Origin of the sequence: Sphingomonas sp. LH128, from assembly GCF_000293195.2 — a bacterium.
Classification (GTDB): Bacteria; Pseudomonadota; Alphaproteobacteria; order Sphingomonadales; family Sphingomonadaceae; genus Novosphingobium; species Novosphingobium resinovorum_A.
In genome coordinates this window covers 1-2,071 of sequence record NZ_ALVC01000301.1, presented here as the reverse complement: position 1 = coordinate 2,071, position 2,071 = coordinate 1, and the positions used below count along the sequence as shown (strand labels likewise).

General features: G+C 58.0%; 1 protein-coding gene and 1 tRNA gene. Both read left to right on the top strand.

The window, feature by feature from the left end:
• The first annotated feature begins 137 nt into the window (after window positions 1–137).
• Window positions 138–213: transfer RNA gene (locus LH128_RS21970), tRNA-Lys, on the top strand.
• A gap of 257 nt (window positions 214–470) precedes the next feature.
• Window positions 471–2,003, top strand: a complete 1,533-nt coding sequence (locus LH128_RS32405) for an HD domain-containing protein (protein ID WP_172705137.1) — start codon at window positions 471–473, stop codon at window positions 2,001–2,003.
• Window positions 2,004–2,071: the final 68 nt, after the last annotated feature.

The following is a 2,071-nucleotide window of genomic DNA, read 5'->3' as shown; positions in this document are numbered from 1 at the left end:
GCTCGACCCGGCGGCGAAGATTGCAGGTCGCTGGCGCGATCCCTTGACGGGCTTCAGCATCGGACAGTTGCGTGCCCGCTTGACCAAGCCGCGCATGGCCCCTAGGTGACCCCGACCGTCACGGTATGCTTCAGTGGGGGCCCGTAGCTCAGTAGGTAGAGCAGCTGACTTTTAATCAGCGGGTCACAGGTTCGAATCCTGTCGGGCTCACCATGTTTTGCGGCGGTTGCGGAAAAGGTGCGGAAGTGGCGAAGGCCACTTCCCACCATATTCCCCTTTTCATCATGGTTTTGCAGGCCTGATCTGAATGGTCGAAAGTCGAGACCGGGCCTGTGGCGAATCTGGCCGGCCCGGATCGTGCTCCTAAGCCCTTCGGCGTATGGGCTGTAGGCATTATTGTGTCGTGATCCAGGTTCCTCAACCCGTCTTGGTAAATGTTGATAGCGCGTTTAAGCCTATCACCGGATCCGATGGAGAAACCAACTTTGGGGCATTTTGAAGAACTAGGGCTATGGCAACGTAACATCGGCGCAGGTGCAGCGCCCGCCAAGCGAGAGCAACTGCGTGCCAGCTATCGTCAGTTCTGGGACAACGCGGTCGAATTGTCGCGAGAGATCCAGCGTGACCTCCCCCAACTCACTTTGCACGATGACCGGCATTTCGAGGCTCTGTGGGCGCGTGCAGATCAGCTGGCTGGTCAAGAATTCACACTGACGCCGCTTGAAGTTTTCGTTTTTGGTGCTGCCATCCTCCTGCATGACGCCGCCAATTCGCTCGCGGCGTTCCCCGGCCGCCTCGCGGCAATCGAGGCCACGCCAGAGTGGCGCGACGCTTTGGCACAGTGGGCCGAGCGGCAGGAGGGTAGTGGGCTCGTCGAACCCGATGCAGAGGTCAGACGCGTGCTGTTGTTGGACACGTTGCGCAGCGTCCATGCGGAGCGAGCGCGTGACCTTGCAGACTTCGAGGTCGAGACGGCGGGTCGACGCCAGTATTTGCTTGGCGATGATCAGTTGCGCACCCATCTGGGGCCCTTGATCGGCGAGATCGCGGCGAGTCATCATTGGGATGTGGATACGCTCGTAAAGCGCCTCGGGGGTACGCGTGGATCACTCGCTGGTATGCCAGCCGACTGGACTATTCGTCCGATTTTGTTGGCGGGTCTTTTACGCTGTGCTGACGCAACTCAACTTGACCAAGACCGCGCGCCTGATTTTCTTTACGGGCTACTGCAGTTGCGCGGCTTGTCGGAACAGCATTGGCGGGCACAAAATCGGCTCGCGCATCCATACGTTGACGCTGCACACCCTGAGGCACTGGTGTTCACGTCTACTCGACCATTCGCAGAAGAAGACGTGGGTGCTTGGTGGATTGCCTATGACGCGCTTCGCGTTGCCAACCATGAACTTCAAGCAACGGACGCGCTCCTGCGCGATCTTGCCCTACCCCCGCTCCAGGTAAACCGGATTCGGGGCGCTGAAACACCCGATCGCCTCTCTGCGCTGGTCCAGGTCAACGGCTGGCACCCTGTACTCGCCGATGTCAGAATTTCGCGGGTTGACAGGATCGTGGAGTTGTTTGGAGGTGAAAAGCTCTACGGGCATCAAATGTGGGTACCAGTCCGCGAGTTAATCCAAAATGCCGCCGACGCGATCCGCTATCGTCGGGAGCTTGAACCTGTGACCAGCGCCTATAGCGGCCGGATTGTTGCCCGTTTGCGTGATGACGGTTCAGAGCATGTCTGGATTGACGTCGAAGATGACGGAATTGGGATGTCAGAGGCAGTACTCACAGGACCGCTTATCGATTTCGGCGAGAGTTATATCTCTTCTAGTCTGGTGAAGGCGGAGCGACCGGGCCTATTGTCCAAGGGGCGCAAGCGTACTGGTAAATATGGCATTGGCTTCTTCTCGGCATTCATGATTGCTGATGAGATTAGCGTGCTTTCCCGACCGTTCGACGCGGGAGTGGATCAATCACGGACGCTTAATACCAAACCCCATTAATCAGAACCCATGTGCCCATTTGCGGATGCCGATGGACATGATGCGCCATGGCTGATCGACGAGCTTGT